The sequence below is a fragment of the Alistipes communis genome (assembly GCF_006542665.1).
GTDB classification, from domain to species: Bacteria; Bacteroidota; Bacteroidia; order Bacteroidales; family Rikenellaceae; genus Alistipes; species Alistipes communis.
The window spans coordinates 2,786,910-2,805,187 of record NZ_AP019735.1 but is presented as its reverse complement, the minus strand read 5'-3'; the positions used below and the strand labels follow the sequence as shown (position 1 = coordinate 2,805,187).

17 protein-coding genes and 1 tRNA gene are annotated in these 18,278 nt (G+C 59.1%); 6 read left to right on the top strand and 12 right to left on the bottom strand.

Translation table 11 applies throughout. The features are described from left to right. Positions 1 to 123: 123 nt before the first annotated feature. Complete coding sequence (locus FMF02_RS11410) at positions 124 to 1,260, top strand: C1 family peptidase (protein ID WP_141413235.1); 1,137 nt, start codon at positions 124 to 126, stop codon at positions 1,258 to 1,260. Here the strand turns inward: FMF02_RS11410 and miaA are convergent. The 3 genes from miaA to FMF02_RS11395 all read right to left on the bottom strand — a co-directional run bounded on the left by miaA (position 1,195) and on the right by FMF02_RS11395 (position 3,851). Then, positions 1,195 to 2,112 carry a tRNA (adenosine(37)-N6)-dimethylallyltransferase MiaA gene (gene miaA, locus FMF02_RS11405; protein ID WP_019129657.1) on the bottom strand — a complete coding sequence of 306 codons (918 nt, stop codon included), beginning with the start codon at positions 2,110 to 2,112 and terminating at the stop codon, positions 1,195 to 1,197. The two genes, FMF02_RS11410 and miaA, sit on opposite strands and share 66 nt — an antisense overlap. Further along, a complete protein-coding gene (locus FMF02_RS11400) occupies positions 2,105 to 2,593 on the bottom strand; it encodes an IS1096 element passenger TnpR family protein (RefSeq protein ID WP_244611574.1) in 489 nt (162 codons plus the stop codon). The genes miaA and FMF02_RS11400 overlap by 8 nt, the downstream gene beginning before the upstream one ends. A gap of 280 nt (positions 2,594 to 2,873) precedes the next feature. Beyond that, a complete protein-coding gene (locus FMF02_RS11395) occupies positions 2,874 to 3,851 on the bottom strand; it encodes an aldehyde dehydrogenase family protein (protein ID WP_162852318.1) in 978 nt (325 codons plus the stop codon). Positions 3,852 to 4,184: 333 nt separating this feature from the next. Between FMF02_RS11395 and FMF02_RS11390 the strand changes: the two genes are divergently transcribed. Both FMF02_RS11390 and FMF02_RS13920 read left to right on the top strand, forming a co-directional pair. Then, a tRNA-Gly gene (locus FMF02_RS11390) sits at positions 4,185 to 4,257 on the top strand. Between the two features lie 179 nt (positions 4,258 to 4,436). Next, positions 4,437 to 4,694, top strand: a complete 258-nt coding sequence (locus tag FMF02_RS13920; protein WP_244611573.1) for an Arm DNA-binding domain-containing protein — start codon at positions 4,437 to 4,439, stop codon at positions 4,692 to 4,694. 460 nt (positions 4,695 to 5,154) lie between these two features. On the opposite strand, the gene FMF02_RS11380 is transcribed toward FMF02_RS13920, so the two are convergent. The 9 genes from FMF02_RS11380 to FMF02_RS11345 all read right to left on the bottom strand — a co-directional run bounded on the left by FMF02_RS11380 (position 5,155) and on the right by FMF02_RS11345 (position 14,457). Next, on the bottom strand, positions 5,155 to 7,392 hold the full coding sequence (locus tag FMF02_RS11380; protein WP_141413234.1) for a fimbrillin family protein: 2,238 nt from the start codon (positions 7,390 to 7,392) through the stop codon (positions 5,155 to 5,157). Between the two features lie 16 nt (positions 7,393 to 7,408). Continuing rightward, positions 7,409 to 7,537 (bottom strand): hypothetical protein, encoded by a 129-nt coding sequence (locus FMF02_RS13965; RefSeq protein ID WP_019129662.1) that lies wholly within the window; start codon positions 7,535 to 7,537, stop codon positions 7,409 to 7,411. A gap of 266 nt (positions 7,538 to 7,803) precedes the next feature. Next, on the bottom strand, positions 7,804 to 8,907 hold the full coding sequence (locus FMF02_RS11375; protein WP_019129663.1) for an ABC transporter permease: 1,104 nt from the start codon (positions 8,905 to 8,907) through the stop codon (positions 7,804 to 7,806). Between the two features lie 2 nt (positions 8,908 to 8,909). Then, positions 8,910 to 9,998, bottom strand: a complete 1,089-nt coding sequence (locus tag FMF02_RS11370) for an ABC transporter permease (RefSeq protein WP_141413233.1) — start codon at positions 9,996 to 9,998, stop codon at positions 8,910 to 8,912. A 1-nt stretch (position 9,999) separates the two neighbouring features. After that, positions 10,000 to 10,740, bottom strand: a complete 741-nt coding sequence (locus tag FMF02_RS11365; protein WP_019129665.1) for an ABC transporter ATP-binding protein — start codon at positions 10,738 to 10,740, stop codon at positions 10,000 to 10,002. Further along, complete coding sequence (locus tag FMF02_RS11360; protein ID WP_141413232.1) at positions 10,733 to 11,644, bottom strand: ABC transporter ATP-binding protein; 912 nt, start codon at positions 11,642 to 11,644, stop codon at positions 10,733 to 10,735. The genes FMF02_RS11365 and FMF02_RS11360 overlap by 8 nt, the downstream gene beginning before the upstream one ends. A gap of 11 nt (positions 11,645 to 11,655) precedes the next feature. Next, the gene (locus FMF02_RS11355; RefSeq protein ID WP_141413231.1) at positions 11,656 to 12,543 is read right to left on the bottom strand and encodes an HlyD family secretion protein; all 888 of its coding nucleotides are present in this window, start codon (positions 12,541 to 12,543) and stop codon (positions 11,656 to 11,658) included. Between the two features lie 4 nt (positions 12,544 to 12,547). Further along, positions 12,548 to 13,828 carry a TolC family protein gene (locus tag FMF02_RS11350; RefSeq protein WP_141413230.1) on the bottom strand — a complete coding sequence of 427 codons (1,281 nt, stop codon included), beginning with the start codon at positions 13,826 to 13,828 and terminating at the stop codon, positions 12,548 to 12,550. Then, entirely contained in the window at positions 13,825 to 14,457 is a 633-nt protein-coding gene (locus FMF02_RS11345; RefSeq protein ID WP_141413229.1) for a TetR/AcrR family transcriptional regulator, read from the bottom strand. Before FMF02_RS11345 ends, FMF02_RS11350 begins: the two co-directional genes overlap by 4 nt. A gap of 301 nt (positions 14,458 to 14,758) precedes the next feature. Here FMF02_RS11345 and FMF02_RS11340 point away from each other — a divergent pair, with 301 nt between their 5' ends. From FMF02_RS11340 to kdpA, 3 genes are all read left to right on the top strand, one after another. Beyond that, on the top strand, positions 14,759 to 16,087 hold the full coding sequence (locus FMF02_RS11340; protein ID WP_141413228.1) for a sigma-54-dependent transcriptional regulator: 1,329 nt from the start codon (positions 14,759 to 14,761) through the stop codon (positions 16,085 to 16,087). 386 nt (positions 16,088 to 16,473) lie between these two features. After that, positions 16,474 to 16,554: a potassium-transporting ATPase subunit F gene (locus FMF02_RS14025; protein WP_034779383.1), complete on the top strand. Its 81-nt coding sequence runs from the start codon at positions 16,474 to 16,476 to the stop codon at positions 16,552 to 16,554. A gap of 27 nt (positions 16,555 to 16,581) precedes the next feature. Beyond that, positions 16,582 to 18,273: a potassium-transporting ATPase subunit KdpA gene (gene kdpA / locus FMF02_RS11330; RefSeq protein ID WP_019129672.1), complete on the top strand. Its 1,692-nt coding sequence runs from the start codon at positions 16,582 to 16,584 to the stop codon at positions 18,271 to 18,273. Positions 18,274 to 18,278 lie beyond the last annotated feature (5 nt).

Here is an 18,278-nt window from a genome sequence, read left to right as displayed (position 1 = left end):
GGACAACCGGCAAAGGAGGCCGCTCCGTTTTCGATCCGCTGCGACCGACGCACCCTCCTGCCGCAGCGAAAGACGTTTTCCCGGGAAAAGAGTTATCTTTGTCCCGATACAAGCCTTCGGATTATGAAACGCGCACTCCTCTGTTCGGCTTTCGCCGCATTGCTGACCGGCTGCGGCCTCTGCCCGTCACCTCCCTCCGCCGCAACCGGCACGGCCGCCCGCTACCCGATCACAGACGTCGCAACGGCCCCCGCGACGCCGGTCCGGAATCAGGCGAAGTCGGGAACCTGCTGGGCCTTCGGCGGGGTGTCGCTCATCGAGAGCGAAGCGATCCGCACCCGACGGTGCACGCTCGATCTCTCGGAGATGTGGGTCGTCCGCCATGCCTACTTCGAAAAAGCCGTCAAGTACGTCCGCACACGCGGTCGTGTCGCTTTCGACCAGGGCGGCGAAATTCAGGACGTGCTGTGGCTGGTCGACCGCTACGGCATCGTGCCTCAATCCCTCTACGAAGGCGGAGCGGCCGACGGCACCTACGACCACGCCTCGCTGGCGAAGGCGATCCGGCGGCTGGCGAAACGGATCGTCGACAAAAAACTGTATGAAAAGGAGCATTGGCAGCGGATGATCGACGAAGAACTCGATCGGCGGCTGGGTGCGCGTCCCGACCGCTTCGTAATCGACGGGGTTGCCTACACGCCGTTTTCCTATGCCGACTCGATCGGCTTCCGGCGGGACGACTACGTCGCGTTGACCTCCTTCACCCACCACCCTTTTTTCGAACGGTTCGTGCTGGAAATTCCCGACAACTGGGCGGCGCACGCGACACTTAATATTCCGCTCGACTCGCTGATGCGACTGCTCGACAGCGCTCTTGCGGCCGGTTATACGGCAGCATGGGACGCCGATGTCTCGGAGCGGGGTTTCGGTCGACGGGCCGGCATCGCCCTGCTGCCGCAGCAGGAGGGACGCATCACGCTTCCCGCACCGGAGATCGTCGTGGACCAGCCGCTCCGCCAGCGGATGTTCGACACGCAGGCCACGACCGACGACCACGTCATGCACATCGTCGGCACGGCCGTCGATTCGCTCGGCAACAGCTATTACAAGGTGAAAAACTCTTGGGGCGAGCGGGCGGGACGCCACGGCTACTGGTATGCGTCGCCCGCCTATGTCGCAGGCAAAACCATCGAATTAGTACTCCCCCGCGCCGCTCTGGGCGTCGATCCAGGCGATGACGCCTTCCGTATCGAACGGTGAGAACCACCGAATCTCCGCATCGCGGCGAAACCATGTGAGCTGCCGCTTGGCATACCGACGTGAATTGCGTTTGATGAGCGTTATGGCTTCGTCGCGCGTAACCGTTCCGTCGAAATAATCGAAGAACTCCCTATACCCTACCGTTTGCAGTGCATTGAGGCTGCGGTAGGGCAACATCCGCCGCGCCTCCTCCTCCAACCCTGCCTCCAACATGGCGTCGACCCGCCGGTCGATGCGGGCGTACAGCTCCTCGCGCGGAAGCGTCACGCCGATCTTCACGATGTCGAACGGGCGTTGCTTGCGCAGTCCGGTACGCTGCGACGAAAAGGGTCTGCCGGTTTGCAGACAGACCTCTACGGCACGCAGCACACGTGCGGGATTCCGCAAGTCGACCTCCCCGTAATAGACCGGATCGAGCCTCTTCAACCGTTCGGCCAGCGCCTCCACCCCTTCGGTTTCGAGTTGCCGCATCAACTCCCTGCGAAGCGCCCCGTCCGCCTGCGGCAGATCGTCCATCCCTTCGCACAACGCCCGCACGTAAAGTCCCGACCCGCCGACGGCGACGACCCGCCGACCTCTCCGGAAGAGGGTTTCGAGCAGTTGCAATGCCGACGATTCGAATGCGCCGCAATTGAACTCCTGCGTAATGTTATGCGACGCAATGAAATGATGCTCAACGGCATGAAGTTGATCGGAGGAAGGTTGTGCGGTACCGATCGGCAACTCCCGGTAAATCTGCCGGGAATCGGTCGAAAGAATCGGTGCGCCGTAGTGACCGGCGATACGGACGCTCAGATCCGTTTTTCCCGCTCCGGTAGGGCCGACGATCACGATCAGTTGCGACCTACTCATCGTCCAAACTGTCGTCGCCCTCGAATTCGCCGAAATCGTCCATCATCTGCTCGAAGATCGAGCCGTCGTCCTCGTTCGCCGCAGGATCGTACTGGTCGGGAGCCGGAGCATGTTCGAATGCCACGCGCGGATACTCCATCGTCGGCTCGGGCTTCTTCGCTTCGGTCAATTCGAGGTAAAGGGCCCTGTTGTTCAACTGATCGAAGAGATAGATCAATCGTTCCCTGTTGTGATGAAGCAGTTGACCGAGCGATACGTTCTCCATCGGAATGCTTTCGGGGTCTCCCATGTCGAGCAGCGTATATTCCTGCAATCGCTCCCATTGCCCGTCGGCCGTAAAGAACGAAGTCATGCACGCTTCATAACCGAGAATCCGCACGAGGAATTCGTGAAAACCGCGCAACGTCATATCGTAGGGCACTTCGAGATCGCGGACGAAATTATCGTTTTCGTCGCTCAACATACGGAATTTGAATACCATCGACATATTCTCTGAATCTTTAAGATCGGGAAGAATTTCGCCCGCCTCGGAACCGAACCGCCCTCGGCGAAGATTTATCCCATAGCAAAGATACGAATAAGCGAGGGCAATGTCAAATTTATTTGAACATTGCCGAGCGGGAGTATCTACGGCAAAGCCAAAGATACGAAAAGTCGAGCGCAGAAACAAGCGTCAGCTTGATTATGCCGAGCGAAAGCATCTAAGGCGTAGCCGAAGATTAGGGAATTCCGGAATCGCCCTCTCACGATGTTTTTCCGGATCAGATCGTACCGAGAAACCGCATCGTATCCACGTCGTCGGCATAATCGGTCAAACCGGGATGCTGCGCCCGCCCGAAAGCGACGCGGCGGGAGTGCCGCACACACTGCGAAACGACGCATTGCAACCGATCGTCATGGGCCGCCAACCACGCTTCCACATCGGCAAGCGAGTCGTAAAACGTATAGTGGATGCGGCTGAGCGCCGCCGGAAACGACCGATCTTCGCACAATACCGCCCCGTCCAGGTCGACGAACGGCATTCGGCGCATCCGCAGAAGGGCGCGTTCCCGAAGATAATTGCGGCGATATTTTTCATTGAGCGCCGTGCAACGCAACTCCGGCAGATACCCGCGCGGCAGAAACAGCAACGACACGTTGCGGCATCCCAGCCCCGAATAGGAGAAAATATCCTCTTCCAGGCCGCTCAGCTCCGCCGCCGTCTCCCTGCCCGACAAGACCGCGACCGACTGCCGGCTTCCGCGCAACAACGACGGAATGCCGCCGAACAGCATCCGAAAATAGCGGTTCGCGTTGTCGCTTCCGGTTGCGATGACTGCATCCGGTCGCTCACCCTGCTCTGCCATCCGAAGAGGAATAGCCGGATCGATCGTTCTCAGCAAATCAACGACATAACCGATCAGAACGGTATCTTTACTCGAAGGTTTGACCCTGCACGCATGCCCGCTCGCGAGCACGCACAACAGATCGAAAAAACCGACCAGCGGAATATTACCGGCCATAACCACCAATACCCGCTTCGGCGTCCGCACCGGAGGATATGCGCCCGCCCACGCTTCGAGCCGTTGCCGTTCGAGCATCTCGCAGCGAATAGCCTTCACGGCCCGGATGATCTCCTGCGGCAGAAACCACGGATTTTCGACTGCGGCACGGCGAACGACCTCCACCGTATCCGGCGTCTTTCCGAACGCCGCCAGCCGATGCCCCAGCACGGAGAATATGTCGATCATGCGATTCATGCTCCGGCAAAGATACGGATAAGCGAGAGCAAAAGCAAACGCAGTTTGTGTTTTGCCGAGCAGGAGCATCTCCGGTGCAGCCAAAGATGCGAATAAGCGAGTGCAATGTCAAATTTATTTGAACATTGCCGAACGAGAGTATCTTCGACGAAGTCAAAGATGCGAATAAGTCGCAAGCAAAAATAAACCTCTGTCTGCATTTTACCAGCACACCACGTCCGAAGCACAGCCAAGTATGACGAAAAATCGGATCTTCTGTCGCTCCGAATTTGGAAATCCGTTTTTTTTGTCTATCTTTGCAAACGCAATCTCCGAAAGAAGATCGCACATTTTGCGGAAATAGCTCAGTTGGTAGAGCGCAACCTTGCCAAGGTTGAGGTCGCGGGTCCGAGTCCCGTTTTCCGCTCTCGATAAACGAGTGATAATCAATGAATTATCGCTCGTTTTTCTTTTTGCGGGTGCGAAATGAAACGCTCCGTAATGCCTTTTTCGCGCCGTTTTCCGAAGATTGTTTTACCATTTGTTTAACCATGTTTTACGGCGGTAAAACACCGCTCGCGCCTGTCTGCATAATGCCGCAACATTATGAATGTCAGCATTAATGCCATTTGCAGAAAAGACCGCATCAATCAAAACCGCACCACGAACATCTACCTGCGTTTTACCGTCGATCGCCGCAGCCGCTATGTAAGTACGGGAATCAGCATCCCCGCCGACGATCGGGATTTCGACATCCCAACGCTTAAAATACAGAATCCCGCCGTTCAGCTGCGGATCTACGAACGAATCGAGAAATACGGCAAGCGCATCGAACGGCTCGAAGCGTTGGAAGTTCCCGCGTAACGCTCGGCAACGTGCCGGAAACCGACGGCCGGAGGGTTTATTGTATGATCGCCGAGTATTTCCGCCGCACGATTGCACTGTCGGAATCGGTGGGAAAAATCGGCTCGGCGTCGAAACACTAAGTCTCGTTTTCAATCCCGCAACAATTCCGCTCGACCAATATCCGTTTCGACGAAATTACGGTCGGCTACCTGCATGATCTCGAATGCTCCTGCCCCCGAATGGAAACAAGAGCAACTCGACAGCCCGAAATTCGACGTGCTGAAAGCCGTTCGCAACAAAGCGTTCACCGAGGGGATTTCACCACGCCGTACACATTCAAAATCGACGAAGAGGTCATACTCCAATAAAATTACGAATCTTCGCAAAAGACGGCAACCGCGAGGCCGTCGGATCAGACTTTTCGAACGGTATTTCCATTGTTTTCGTCTCCCGCAGATACCATGCTTGCTTCGTCCGGCTACCGTACAATTCCGTTCGCATCCTCTCTGACGCAGCGGACAGCGAGGGCGAAACTCCGGGCATAGGGTCCTTCATAGACGAACTCCGGCCGATAGCCTGTGCTACTGTACCCGGTAACCGTCAAATCGTCCGAATTGCAGGAGGTGCCGACGGAGATCTCCTGCACGAATTCCAGCGTGGCGCTCCAAATCGATGCCGCATAACTGAATTGGTAAAGCCCCGAAGCCCCCTCCGTATATCCCAGAATACCGATCTGTTTACCCGAAGCGTCCATTTTCGAGAAACGCGATCCCGCATAGGGATACCAAGCTTTCACCGAACGCTGCGAATCGACGTAGAGCCACACGCCCTCTGTCGTATACGATTCGACATCGTTTCCCGTGAACTTCAAAGGGGCGATCAGGGGGATGCGGTACCCTGCCGGACAGGGATCGAAGGCGCTTTTCGAGAGCAGAACGGTCGCGGCACCCACGGCCTCCTTCTCGAAATAGGTGCCCCAGAGACGGTCGTTCTGATGCCCCGGAACATCGCTGCGCAGCCATGTCTGATTGGGGTTCGATATATCCTTCTCATCGGCATAGGAGATGTAGGTCGCCGGATGCGAGAGCGTGAACTCCACGGTGCCGTTGTAGAGATAATCCCCCGACTTACGGCCGATCTGAGCATTCCATACCGGATCGATGGTATACCCCTCGCAACTGGGCCACGAGTGCATGTCCAGCGTATTGCCCTCGGGGCCGTACACGGTCGTAGCGTTCGAGAAGGGGTCCTTGCGCCCCCACTGGTAGAGACACGAACGGGACTTGTCGCCGGAACCCGTCGGATCGTTCGCCCCCAGATTCCGGTCCATCATGCGGTAGATAAGCGTCTGCTCTCCCTCCTGCCGTTCGTAGTCCTGATCCTTGGCGAAGAGTTCGTCGGTCACCACCCAGATATGCCAGCTCCATTTCACGAGACCCGTCGCCGGATCGAGATACCCGATGACCGCGTTGCCTCCCGTCCGGGCCATCGTCTTGTCGACGGTGAAAACCATGTAGTCGTTCGTGTCGAGCAGCAGGTCGTCCCAATAGACCGTTCCCGACTGGACGGGCGATTTGGCCGGAAAGCAGAAGAGTCCGTCGGGATGCGCCGCCAGCATCGACGGAGTGATCACATAGCAATTGGCGAGATTGGCATCGCTGCCGCCCGTCAGATCGTACCCGCTCGGGGATTCGGCCTGACGGTTCGCATGCAGGAGCAGCCTCGGCGTGTCCTGCCAGATCAGGGCGTTGTCGGCGATGTATTCGAACACCTTCTCCCCGCCGCCGGCGCGGAAGGTTACGAACTGCGCCCGCGCCGCGTTGAAGGGTTTCGAAGTCAGGGTGCCCATGTACCGGTTGCGAGTATCTATGAAGGTCAGTTTGCACCCCTTCGCGAAATTCTGCGGAGGCAGGGCGATGTAGAACTCCGTGAATTCGCTCTGCGAGAGCAGACTGCCGTTCGTCTCGCCCTCCGGCTGGTCGGGGTCGGTCAGATCGAGCGCCACGGCCGAATAGGTCTGTTCCGAAGCATCGACGCTCAGAACAGGGTCGCCGGTACGGATATTCAGCGACGCATCGTCCGCCGCGGCGACCGCAACCCGGATGCCTTCGCCGGCGAGCACCTCGCCGTCGTTGCCTTGCAGAATGACCGATTTGAGATAGGTATCTCCCGCAAGGGTTGCGGAGGCGCGTACCCGTACCCGGATGTAGGCACACATCTGTCTGAATGAGAGACTGTGCGCGCCCGTCGGAGAGTATGCGAGCATAGGGAAGAAATCCGGCTGGATGCCGATCCGGTTCTCGCCGTATCCGGGCGAACTATAACGTTGCAGGAAATTCATCTTCCCCGAGAGGGACGTTCCCTCGCGTCCCAACAATTCGCTGTAAGGATAGAAAGCGAGATAGGAGGCTGCGTCCGCAATCGTCTCGCCTTCGAATACGGCGTTCGTACCGTCAAGTTCCTTGACGGTGAAAACGGCCGCCTGCGTTTCGTCGCCGGCGAAGACGCCGATCCGGTCGGAGGATTCCCATTCGGCGAGAATACCGTCGGTACCCCACTCTCCGACGACGCGTGTCCCCTCCCGTTCCGAAATGGAAGCGTCGAACAGACAAACGCCGTACTGCCCCTGCGAGGTCGAAAGTTCCTCTTGTATACTGTCGGCGACGCAGGAGACGAAAAATGCAGCGACGGGGAGTAGATATAAGATTTTTCTCATAGCTGTGTTTTTTAAATTACCAATCCACCTCTTCTCCGGGGGTGATCTCCTCGGTCGAGGTATCCATCGATGCCGCGAATCCTCGCTCTATGGCCGTGTCGCAAAGCGACAGTTCCGGTGTTTCGTAAATTCGTTTTTCTTCCATGTTTATTTCGATTTAAGCAGTCAGTTCGAGGTCGTCCAAACCCCGAGGTATTCGAGTAGCAATAAAAAAGCCAAAATCTCCGTTTCGCACATCATGCAGAGATTTTGGCCAGAATATCCGCAATGGCCCCTCCGAACAGCACATCGTTCGTGATCGGTTACCGGAGCATTTTTGTAAAGATACGGATTATTTTTCGAATACATGCATTTTGTCGGACAAATTCGTTTTTTCCTACCGAAATACCCGTTTCCAAGCGCTCTGCGGTCCTACGTCCGTTTCCTGCAAGTCAGTATAGCCGACATACCAAAGACAAGGGCGAAACCGGCCAGCGCCGCATAATCGCCCCACAGTTCCCCGAGCGCCGTACCTTTGAGATAGACCGCACGCATGATCCCGATGAAATAACGGGGCGGGAGAAGCCGCGTGATCGCCTGCGCCCAGCCGGGCATCGACGCGATCGGGGTAATCAGTCCGCTCATCAGCACGAAGATCATCACGAAGAAAAACATCACGAACATCGTCTGCTGCATCGTATCGGATCGATTGGCGATCGCCACGCCCAGTCCCGACATCGTGACGATGAAGAGCGCGGCGGCCAGATAGACCGCACCGACCGCGCCGACGGGCGTCAGTCCGTAGACGAGCCATGCCAGCGACATGGCGACCGTCAGCACGGCCAGACCGATGATCCAATAGGGAATCAGTTTGGCCAGCGTGAAGGTCAGGCGGCCGACGGGCGTGACGTTGATCTGCTCGATCGTCCCGCGCTCCTTCTCTCCCACCAGATTGAGTGCAGGCAGGAAGCCGCACAGCATGATAAGCAGCATGATCATCAGCGCAGGGATCATGTAGGCACGGTAGTCGAGCGTCGGATTGTAGCGGTTCTGCACCGTAATCAGGTCGGGCGACGGTGCGACACCCTCTTCTGCGAGCAGTTCGGCGAGGGTTCCCATGACGGTCTGCACCATATACTGCGAACCGAGACTCCCCTTCAACGCATTCACGCCGTTGGCCGTGATGCTCACCCTGCGGGGCGACCGTTCCGCAATCGAACGTTCGAAATCGTCGGGAATCTCGACGATCACATCGACATCGCCCCGCTCCAGCGCTGCCAGCGAAGCGCCGTAATGTTCCGTGACACCGTAGAGCCGGAAATAGTCCGAGGCTCCGATCTTCCCGACGAGCCGCCGCGAAGCGGTCGAGCGGTCGTTGTCGACCACCGAGACGCCGACATGACGGACATCCATCGTCGTGATCCACGGAATGACGAGCATCACCATCATCGGAAAGGCGACCGCCATTTTCGGCAAGAACGGATTGCGGAAGAACTGTCGGAACTCCTTGTCGAGTAAAACGAGTAGTGTTCGCATCGTTATTCGAGTTTATCGTTGAACTTTCCGAGCGCCACGCCGATCAGCGCACCGGTCATGACGGCCAGGACGGCGAACTCTTTCAGCACGGCAGCGAAGGGCAACCCCTCGACCATCAGTTTGCGCACGGCCTCGATATACCAGCGGGCGGGAACGATACAGGAGATTCCCTGCAAAACGCCGGGCATGTTCTCGATCGGGAAGACCATCCCCGAGAGCATGATGAGCGGCAGGATCAGCAACATGCCCGAAATGAGCATCGCCGTCACCTGGCTGTCGGCCATCGTCGAGATGAAGAGCCCCAGCGCGAGCGCCAGGACGAGATAGAGCAGCGACAGCCCCACCAGTCCCACGACGCTGCCCGACATCGGCACGCCCAGCACGAAACGCGCCAGCAGCAGGATCGTCGCCAGGTTGACGCACGACAGCAGAAAGTAGGGAATCATCTTGGCCACGACGATCCGCAGCGGCCGCACGGGCGACACGAGCAACACCTCCATGGTTCCGGTCTCCTTCTCTCGAACGATCGACACGGAGGTCATCATGGCGCAGATCAACATGAATATCAATCCCATGAGTCCCGGCACGAAGTTGTAGGAGCTCTTCATCTGCGGATTGTAAAGCAGATGCAGTTCGGGCGTCGGCGCGCCGCCCGTCCCCTCCGCCAGCAGGACGCTTCGCAGGTACCCTGCGCCGGAGGAGGCGTCGTTGGGATTCGAGGCATCGAAAATCAACTGGATCGCCGCACCGTCCGGCTCGCCGGAACCGGCCGTCCGCCGGTCGTAGTCGTCGGCGAAGACGACCACGGCCCCGACTTCTCCCGTGCGCAGTACTTCGTCCGCCTCGTCCTGGCGGATGTACCCTCCGAAAGTGAAATAGGGATTGGCCGCAATGCGCTCCACCTGCCGGCGCACCGCTTCGGTCGGATGGGACGCGACGACGGCGAAGTCGATGTTGTTGACCTCGACCGAAATGGCGAAGCCGAACAGCAGCAGCTGCACCACGGGCATCAGCAGCACGATGAGCATCGTGCGCCAGTCGCGCAGGATGTGCAGCGTCTCCTTTCGGACGAACGAGAAGAATCCTTTCATCTTATTCCGAGCGTTTGGCCGTGCGGGCCAGGATGCGGAATACCTCGTCCATCGACCCTGCGGCATATTGTTCTTTCAATTCGGCCGGAGTTCCCAGCGCGCGGATCCGCCCGTCGACCATGATCGACACCCGCGAGCAGTACTCCGCCTCGTCCATGTAGTGCGTGGTAACGAAGACCGTCGTCCCCGCGGCGGCCGTCTCGTAGATCATCTCCCAGAATTGACGGCGCGTCAGCGGATCGACACCGCCCGTCGGTTCGTCGAGGAAGACTATTTCGGGACGGTGGAGCGTCGCCACCGAGAAGGCGAGCTTCTGCTTCCAGCCCAGCGGCAGGGAACCTACCGGCGTATCGGCCTCCGAGCGGAAATCGAGGCGATGCAGCAGCTCGACGGTGCGGCGCAGCGTCTGCATCCGCCGAAGACCGTAGATTCCGGCAAAAAGCCGGATATTTTCCCGCACCGTGAGGTCGTCGTAGAGCGAGAAGCGCTGGCTCATGTAGCCGATGCGGCGTTTGATCCGCTCTCCTTCGCGCATCACGTCGTAACCGGCGACCGTACCGCTTCCCGACGTGGGATAGCTCAATCCGCACAACATCCGCATGGCGGTGGTCTTTCCGGCACCGTTGGCGCCGAGGAATCCGAAGATTTCGCCCCGCGCCACATCGAACGAAATGCGGTCTACGGCGGTAAAGTCGCCGAACCGCTTGCTCAGTTCCCTGACGGATATGATCGGTTCACGCATGGCGCATCAGTTTTATGAACACGTCCTCGATTCCCGCCCCGACCGGTCGGAGCGTCACACGGCGGAATCCCCGCGCGGTGGTCTCGCGGACGAAGCGTCCGGCGTCGAACCCCTCGCCCGCGATCAGGTGGTGCGTCTGGCCGAAGGGGTAACACTCCTTCACGTCGGCATGGCGGCGCGCTTCGAGCAGCAGGCCGTACATATCGTCGCCCGCAAGCGCGTAGAGCGGCTCGTCGAACCGCCCGACGACGCCCTGCGGCGTGTCGACGGCCAGGATCTTCCCGCCATCGCACAGCGCCACGCGGTCGCAGCGCACCGCTTCGTCCATGTAGGGCGTCGAAACGAGCATCGAAATCCCCTTGCCTTTCAACTCGGAGAGCATATCCCAGAACTCGCTGCGCGACACGGCGTCCACGCCCGTCGTCGGCTCGTCGAGAAGGAGCACCGCGGGCCGGTGGATCAGCGCGCAGCAGAGTGCGAGCTTCTGCTTCATACCGCCGGAAAGCTTTCCCGCACGGCGTGCGCGGAACGGTTCGATCTGGCGATAGATCGGCGCGACCAGATCGTAGTTCTCCGCGATCTCCACCCCGAACAGCGCCGCGAAGAAAGCGAGGTTCTCCCCCACCGACAAGTCGGGATAGAGCGAAAACCGTCCGGGCATGTAGCCTACCCGCTCGCGGATGCGCTTGTAGTCGGCCACGATATCCAGCCCGTCGACCGAGGCTGTGCCGCCGTCGGGTGCGACGAGCGTCGCAAGCAGCCGGAAAAGCGTCGTCTTGCCGGCTCCGTCGGGACCGATCAGGCCGAACAGCTCGCCCCGCCCGACCTCGAACGACACCTCGTCGAGCGCCGTGAGGATACCGTAACGTTTGGTCAGGGCGTGAATCTCTATGGCATTCCGCATCGTCGTCGCACTTAGAGTTTCACCTCTCCGTAAAGGCCGATCTTCAACCGGCCGTCGTTCTCGACGGCGATCTTCGCCGCATAGACCAGTCCGGCCCGCGAATTTCGGGTCTGAATGGTTTTGGGAGTGAATTCGCTCTCGGAGGCGATCCACACGATGCGTCCCGGATAGTCGAGCTGCCGCTCCCCGCCGAAATCGGCCGTCACCGTCACCTCCTGGCCCAGACGCAGGTCGGCCAACTGATCCGACGTGAAATAGGCCCGCAAGTAGATGCGGTCGAGGTCGGCGACCTTCATCAACGGCCGACCGACGGAGGCCAGTTCGCCCGCCTCGGCATATTTGGCCAGCACCGTTCCCGTCACGGGAGACGCGATGCGGCACTTGGCGAGCCGGTCTTCGACCTGCGCGATCTGCAACTCGATGGCCGACGAATTCTCGTCGATCGACACGGCATTGTTTTCCAGCGTCGACAACAGCGCGTCCAACTGCCCGCCGAGCACCTTCAACTGCGCGTCGATGTCGTCGAGCTGTTTGGTCGTGGCCGCACCGTCCTTCAACAGGTTCTCCACGCGGCGGCGTTCGGTCTGCTGTTTGGCGATCTGCTCGCGCAGCGACGCGGCCTGTTTCCCGATGTCGGGACGGCCGCTCCGCACCGAAGCGCGCTGACGTTCCAGCTGCAATTTCTGCAAATAGAGCTGTACGGTGTCGATGGCACCGACCTGCCTGCCGGCTCGGAGCACGTCACCCTCTTCGGCGTCGAAGCGGAGGATACGCCCGGCAGCTTCGGCCGACACGACGATCTCCGTGGCTTCGAACGTCCCCGTGGCATCGAAATCCCCGTCGCCCCCGCAGGATGCTGCCAACAGCGGGATCGCACCGTAAATAATGAATCGTTTCATGGTCTTATCGGTTTATCGTATGTTTCAATTCATAGATCGTCTTCACCAACTCGATCTCCCGCGCCGACCGTGCCGTGGCGGCCGTCGCCTCCTCGGTGATCTTGCGCAGCAGGTCGTTGGTATCGATCACCCCGTTGCGGAGCTTCGATTCTGCGGCTTCGCGCACCGCACGGCGCAGCTGCACGATGCGGTCGTCGTCGGCCAGCGCGCGGCGCAGGCGGGCGATGTCGCCGCTCTCCTCGACGGTCTGCAACCGTGTGTTGAAGAGGAAGACGTCGCGCTGCACATCGAGCTGCCGCTGTGCCGTGCGGAGTTTGCCCAGCGAATTCTTCTTCGTGTAGAACGCCCCGAAATTCCACGACATCCGGAATCCGACGAGCGCATTCCACGACCAGTCGTTCGCCATCATGCTCTCGAAGTAGTCCATGCCCGGATACCCGTAATATCCCTGCGCGAAGAGTCCGAAACGGGGACGGGTCGCCGATTTCACCAGCCGTCGCTGCGCCGCGAGCTTCTCGGCCTGCGCATCGAACAGCGCCAGTTCGGGACGGGCGGCCTCGAACGAAGCGGGCTCCGCGACGTCCGGCCGCACGAGCGCCCGACCGGCCAGCTCCTCTCCGATGAAAAGTTCCAGCATCCGGCGGTAGCTCTCACGCGAGGCTTCGACCTGCGCGAGCTGCTGCTCGACGGTCAGCAGTTCGGCTTCGACGGCATCGGCATCGCTCTGCATCGCCGCACCGTTGCGTTGCAGCGAACGCACCTTGTCGAGGTTGTTCCGCAGCAGTCCGAGCGTCAGTTTCGTCTGCGCGACCCGTTCGTCGAGCAGCAGAATGCCGAAATAGAGGTCGTCCACCCGCCCCTCCAACGCATAGAGATCGACATCCGTCGCCTGCCGTTGTTCGGCGGCTTCGGCTTCGGCGATGCGTTTGTCGGCGGCCGACTTTCCGCCGTCCCAAATCGTCTGGGTCACTTCCAACTGCACTTTATATTGGTCCTTATTCATCCCCGGCATCCCTACGCCGTACTGGGTAAGCATACCGGTCAGCGCATCGGGGAACGCGGGCACGGCGGTCTGCCACGTGGCCTGCGCCGAAAGCGACAGCTGCGGCAGCCACTCCCGCCGTGCATTCGAAAGCGTGTACTCCTCCGTCTGCCGCACCAGGTCGTAGCGCCGGATTTCGGGGTAATGGTTCCGCGCCAGCAGACGGCACGAGTCGAGCGTCAGTTGGGCGCCGGCCGAACCCCAGACCAGCAGACACCCGCACAGTAAAACGATCCGTTTCATGAGTCGCATTTTTTAAGCCGCCGCAGGATCACCTCCGTGTTTTCCGCCCTGCGCCGTGCGAAAAAACGTTCGCGGTCGGCCGTGAGGTCCCCCAGAATCGGTTCGATGACAGGATAGGCGATGAACGGAAAGACGTTGAGCGAGATGATGTCGAGCAACAGCATCCGCACGTCGATCCTTTCCGTTTCGCCGCGGTCGGCCGAGGCGTCGAGCTCCCGCTGGATATCGCACATCAGGACGCCTGCGATCTCACGGATGCGCGCCTGCATCGTTTCATAACGTTCCGGCCGCGAAAAGACTTCGTTGACGATGAAGCGCGGCATGTCGGGATTGGCCATGATGAAATCGAAATGCCGCTCGATTCCGTCGCGCAGCCGCTCCGCCAGCGGCAATCCCGGCTGCCCGAAGGCTGCCAGCACCGATTCGCCCATCAACCGCATCTTCTCGTCGAGGATACGTTCGAACAGTTGTTCCTTCGTCCGGAAATAGTAGTGCAGCATGGCGTGCGTCACGCCGGCCGCTTCGGCGATCGAGGTCGTCCGCGCCCCCGCGAATCCCTTGACGATGAATTCGCGTTCGGCCGCTTCGAGAATCGCCTGCTCCTTGTTCCGCATCGGTTTCTCTCCCATTCTACCTTTGTTTAACATTTTGATTTAATAATTTTGTCAGTGCAAATATACGAAGAGTTTCGAAACATTCAACAATTTTGTTAATTTTTTTCCGAAATAATTTCACCCTTGCCCTCCGTTACGCCGTCCGGATCGGGCGGACGGATATGCGACGGGGCGGCCTGACCGGCAGGAACGCATCGCAATTCCGACCGGAAACACACACCACAACCGGACGGCAGGATTCCGCGACGGCCGCCGCAGGAGCATGTCGACAATTTCGAATTTTGTCGTACCTTTGCCGCAAAGAACGCGAACCGCAATGGCGAAAATTCTGATTATCGACGACGAACCCCAACTGCGTGCGCTGCTGGCGCGCATCATCGGACTGGAAGGATACGACGTGGAGCAGGCTCCGGACTGTACCACGGGCCTCCGGCTGCTCAGCCAATACGAACCCGACGTCGTGCTGTGCGACGTCAAACTCCCCGACGGCAACGGTGTGGAACTGGTCGGCAGGATCAAGGAGATCGCACCCGCCGCCGAAGTCATCCTGCTCACCGCCTACGGCAACATACCCGACGGCGTGCAGGCGATCAAGAACGGCGCATTCGACTACATCACCAAAGGCGACGACAACAACAAGATCCTGCCGCTGCTGAGCCGTGCGACGGAGAAGGCGCGGATGCAGCGCCGACTGGCGCGTTTCGAGGCGAAACTCTCCGACGAACATTCGTTCGACCGCATCATCGGTTCGTCGGAGGCGCTCCGACAGGCCGTGAACCTCGCGCGCAAAGTCGCTGCGACGGACACGTCGGTACTGCTCACCGGCGAGACCGGAACGGGCAAGGAGGTCTTCGCGCAGGCGATCCACCAGGCCGGGCCGCGCGCCAGAGAGGCATTCGTAGCGGTCAACTGCTCGGCCTTCTCCAAAGAGCTGCTCGAAAGCGAACTCTTCGGCCACCGCGCCGGCAGTTTCACGGGTGCGACGAAGGACAAAAAGGGGCTGTTCGAAGAGGCCGACAAGGGAACGCTGTTTCTCGACGAAATCGGAGAAATGCCCGTCGAATTGCAGGCCAAGCTGCTGCGCGTGCTCGAAAGCGGCGAATTCATCAAGATCGGCGAGACCCGCCCGACGAAAGTCGACCTGCGGATCATCGCCGCCACGAACCGCGACCTCGAAAAGGAGATCGCCGCCGGAAACTTCCGCGAAGACCTCTATTTCCGGCTCTCGGTCTTCCGCATCCAGCTGCCCGCCCTGAGCCAGCGGCGCGAAGACGTCGCGGAATACGCCCGCTACTTCGTCGGGCAGTTCGCCGCCAAGATGGGAAAACGCATCGAAACCATCGACGACGCATACATCGCCGCGCTGGAACGCCATACATGGCACGGCAACGTGCGCGAACTGCGCAACGTCGTCGAACGGAGCCTGATTATGGCCGACGGCGAACGGCTCTCCGCCGATACGCTGTCGCCCGAATTCCGCGCCGGCGCCGGCGCACCTCCCGATTCGCTGGCACTCGACGCGCTCGAACGGCATCATATTCTGAAAGTCCTCGAATACGCCAAGGGCAACAAAACCGAAGCCGCCCGCCTGCTGGGAATCGGCATCGCGACACTCTACCGCAAGTTGGAAAGTTACGGCGTCTAGTAGACACGCACCGTTTCATTCCGAGAAGGGCGTCTTATCATTTTGATAGGACGCCCTTCTTTTTCGGCGCATCGCGAAAGAGCGTAAACGCCTATTCCAAAGCGGATTGAATAAAAAGGCGTTTTTTTGGCACCGCCTTCGTATAGAAGTCGGCACGAACCAAACGGAGGATGCGAAATGCAGGTGATACCAATGATTCTGTTTTTTTGCGGCATCGGATGCCTGTTCGATCGCATGATGTGCGGTTTCGTGAAAAAGTTGTCTAACTCAAAAAAGCTGAAGCGATGAATGCAATCGTACTTTTCATCCTGCTCTGCGCCTTAGGGGCGTTGTGCTATTGGTTTTATTTCAAATGTGTGGATTGGTTCGAAAAAATTTAATGGAAAATGTTTACAGGATTGCTTATTCTGAGTATCATCGGATTCATCTACTTGATGTATGTGCTCGTTAAACCCGAAAAATTCTGATTGTCTGACCCGTAAAACGATAAATAAATGAATACGGAAATTTTAGGCGTAATTCTGCAATGGGTGGCTCTGGTGGTGCTCTGTTATCCGCTGGGCCGCTACATTGCCAAAGTCTACCGAGGCGAGCGCACGTGGCTCGACTTCATGGCTCCGCTCGAAAGGGGCATTTACAAGGTATGCAGCATCGATCCCGACGAGGATATGGACTGGAAGAAGTTCCTCAAAGCTCTGCTGATGGTCAACCTCTTCTGGTTCTTCTGGGGTATGGTGTTGCTCTGCTGCCAGAGCTGGCTGCCGCTCAACCCCGACGGCAACGCCAACCAGACCCCCGACTTGGCGTTCAACACCTGCATCTCGTTCATGGTCAACTGCAACTTGCAGCATTACAGCGGCGAGACGGGTCTCACCTATTTTACGCAGTTGTTCGTCATCATGCTCTTCCAGTTCATCACCGCAGCGTGCGGCATGGCCGCCATGGCCGGCATCATGAAGGCGCTGGCAGCGAAGACCACGAAGGCCATCGGCAACTTCTGGGTCTATCTGGTCAAGAGCACGACCCGTATCCTGATGCCCCTGTCGCTTCTGGTCGGTATCCTGCTGGTGATCAACGGCACCCCGATGTCGTTCGACGGCAAACAGACCATCACGACGCTCGAAGGCCAGGAGCAGGTCATCTCGCAAGGCCCCACGGCCGCTATCGTGCCGATCAAACAGCTGGGTACCAACGGCGGCGGTTATTTCGGCGTCAACTCTTCGCACCCGCTCGAAAATCCCAACGCCTTCACGAATATGTTGGAGTGCTGGTCGATTCTGATCATCCCGATGGCGATGGCCTGGGCTTTCGGCTTCTACGTCCGTCGCCGCAAGCTGGCCGCCTGGATCTTCGGCGTGATGCTCTTCGCCTTCACGGCCGGTATCTTCGTCTCCGTTCCGCAGGAGATGGGCGGCAACCCCAATATCGACGAAATGGGCATCGCGCAGGACCTCGGCTCGATGGAGGGCAAGGAGATCCGCATCGGTTCGGCCGCTTCGGCCATGTGGGGCATGGTGACGACCGTCACCTCGAACGGCTCGGTGAACTCGATGCACGATTCGCAGACCCCGCTGAGCGGTATGATGCAGATGCTCAACATGCAGATCAACTGCTGGTTCGGCGGTGTCGGCGTGGGCTGGATGAACTACTTCGCCTTCCTCATCATCGCCGTCTTCATCAGCGGACTGATGGTGGGCCGCACGCCCGAATTCCTCGGACATAAGGTCGAAGCGCGCGAAATGAAGATCGCCACGATGGTCGTACTGATGCACCCCTTCCTGATCCTCGTCGGTACGGGTATTTCCGCCGCCGTGGCCGCCGCGAACCCCGAAATCGGGTGGCTGAACAACCCCTCGTTCCACGGCCTGAGCGAAATGCTCTACGAGTACACCTCGGCTGCGGCAAACAACGGTTCGGGCTTCGAGGGACTCAGCGACAACACGCCGTTCTGGAATATCATGACCGGTATCGCCCTGATCATGGGCCGTTATTTCCCGATCGTGGGACAGGTGGCCATCGCCGGACTGCTCGCCTCGAAGAAATTCGTCCCCGAGAGCGCCGGCACGTTGAAGACCGACACGTTCACCTTCTCGCTGATGACCTTCGCCGTCATCATCATCGTGGCCGCCCTCTCGTTCTTCCCGGCACAGGCTCTGGGTCCCATCGCCGATTATTTAAGTTTCTAATCCGG

Coding starts and splice junctions, on each gene's coding strand:
- miaA (WP_019129657.1), bottom strand. CDS start 2,112: ATGAGTAGGTCGCAACTGATCGTGATCGTCGGCCCTACCGGAGCGGGA.
- FMF02_RS11375 (WP_019129663.1), bottom strand. CDS start 8,907: ATGCGAACACTACTCGTTTTACTCGACAAGGAGTTCCGACAGTTCTTC.
- FMF02_RS14025 (WP_034779383.1), top strand. CDS start 16,474: ATGTTTACAGGATTGCTTATTCTGAGTATCATCGGATTCATCTACTTG.
- FMF02_RS11400 (WP_244611574.1), bottom strand. CDS start 2,593: ATGGTATTCAAATTCCGTATGTTGAGCGACGAAAACGATAATTTCGTC.
- FMF02_RS13965 (WP_019129662.1), bottom strand. CDS start 7,537: ATGGAAGAAAAACGAATTTACGAAACACCGGAACTGTCGCTTTGCGAC.
- FMF02_RS11365 (WP_019129665.1), bottom strand. CDS start 10,740: ATGCGTGAACCGATCATATCCGTCAGGGAACTGAGCAAGCGGTTCGGC.
- FMF02_RS11345 (WP_141413229.1), bottom strand. CDS start 14,457: ATGGGAGAGAAACCGATGCGGAACAAGGAGCAGGCGATTCTCGAAGCG.
- FMF02_RS11395 (WP_162852318.1), bottom strand. CDS start 3,851: ATGAATCGCATGATCGACATATTCTCCGTGCTGGGGCATCGGCTGGCG.
- kdpA (WP_019129672.1), top strand. CDS start 16,582: ATGAATACGGAAATTTTAGGCGTAATTCTGCAATGGGTGGCTCTGGTG.
- FMF02_RS11410 (WP_141413235.1), top strand. CDS start 124: ATGAAACGCGCACTCCTCTGTTCGGCTTTCGCCGCATTGCTGACCGGC.
- FMF02_RS11350 (WP_141413230.1), bottom strand. CDS start 13,828: ATGAAACGGATCGTTTTACTGTGCGGGTGTCTGCTGGTCTGGGGTTCG.
- FMF02_RS13920 (WP_244611573.1), top strand. CDS start 4,437: ATGAATGTCAGCATTAATGCCATTTGCAGAAAAGACCGCATCAATCAA.
- FMF02_RS11340 (WP_141413228.1), top strand. CDS start 14,759: ATGGCGAAAATTCTGATTATCGACGACGAACCCCAACTGCGTGCGCTG.
- FMF02_RS11380 (WP_141413234.1), bottom strand. CDS start 7,392: ATGAGAAAAATCTTATATCTACTCCCCGTCGCTGCATTTTTCGTCTCC.
- FMF02_RS11370 (WP_141413233.1), bottom strand. CDS start 9,998: ATGAAAGGATTCTTCTCGTTCGTCCGAAAGGAGACGCTGCACATCCTG.
- FMF02_RS11355 (WP_141413231.1), bottom strand. CDS start 12,543: ATGAAACGATTCATTATTTACGGTGCGATCCCGCTGTTGGCAGCATCC.
- FMF02_RS11360 (WP_141413232.1), bottom strand. CDS start 11,644: ATGCGGAATGCCATAGAGATTCACGCCCTGACCAAACGTTACGGTATC.